This is a genomic window from Pseudomonas sp. 05N434 (genome assembly GCF_056396965.1).
In genome coordinates this window covers 1-996 of record NZ_JBFTMK010000944.1, presented here as the reverse complement: position 1 = coordinate 996, position 996 = coordinate 1, and the positions used below count along the sequence as shown (strand labels likewise).

The window sequence follows — 996 nt, the reverse complement described above, 5'->3', positions numbered from 1 at the left end:
GTGGCGAGGGAGCTTGCTCCCGTTCGACTGCGCAGCAGTCGCCATCAATCTTGGGGCTGCTTCGCAGCCCAGCGGGAGCAAGCTCCCTCGCCACAAAAGCTGATCACATGTTGCTTAGAACTTGTAACCCAGACCGACCATGTAGATGAACGGATCGACGTCCACGTTCACCCGTGCGCGGGTGCCCGGAGCCACGGCGTTGTTTTCCACGGTGGCACGGGTGTCGATGTCGATGTAGCGCACCTGGGCGTTGATCATCACCTTATCGGTGAGCATGTAGTCGGCACCGACTTCCCAGGCCAGGCCCCAGGAGTTTTTCGCGTTGAAGTTGCTGAAGCCATTGGCGCTGGCTTCGCTGCTGACGTGCTCGTCGTAGATCCAGGTGTAGTTGATCCCGCCGCCGACATACGGCTGGAATGCGGACTTGGCATCCATCGGATAGTAGACCAGGCTCAGGGTCGGCGGCAGGTGTTTCAGGGTGCCGAGTTTGCCGTTGGCGGCGCCGAGCGCGGTGCCTTTGAGCTTCACGTCATGCTCGAACGGCGAGGCCGCGAGCAGTTCGATCCCCAGGTGGTTGGTGATCATGTAGGCGAAGTTCAGGCCCAGTTGCGTGTCGCTGCTCATGGTGGCCTTGCCACCCAGGTCGGCGCCCTTCAGCGGGCCTTGATCGACCTTGACGCTGGAGCTGTCGGCTGTCGGATTGACGGTGATCGCACCGGCCCGAACGATGATATTGCCAGCCTCATGGGCATGGGTGAGCGGGGCTGCGAGCGCGAGGGCAAGCAGCGAAGCGCTGAGCAGGGACTTGTGCATGGGGGCTCCAAAGGACGTTAAAAATACTTGATGTCCAATGGTAGGGATCCAACTGATACGGTCTTTTGACTCAGCTCAACGAAACAGTGATGGCCCAGATTTTTGCGGAACCTTCGAGGGCCTCTTCGCGGGCAAGCCTCGCTCCTACAGGTTCAACATTGCCTTGTAGGAGCGAGGCTTGCC

1 protein-coding gene is annotated in these 996 nt (G+C 60.1%); it reads right to left on the bottom strand.

From position 1 onward, the window contains the following. Window positions 1-114: 114 nt before the first annotated feature. Complete coding sequence (locus AC1DLB_RS30925; protein ID WP_064620668.1) at window positions 115-813, bottom strand: OmpW/AlkL family protein; 699 nt, start codon at window positions 811-813, stop codon at window positions 115-117. Between the last annotated feature and the right edge of the window lie 183 nt (window positions 814-996).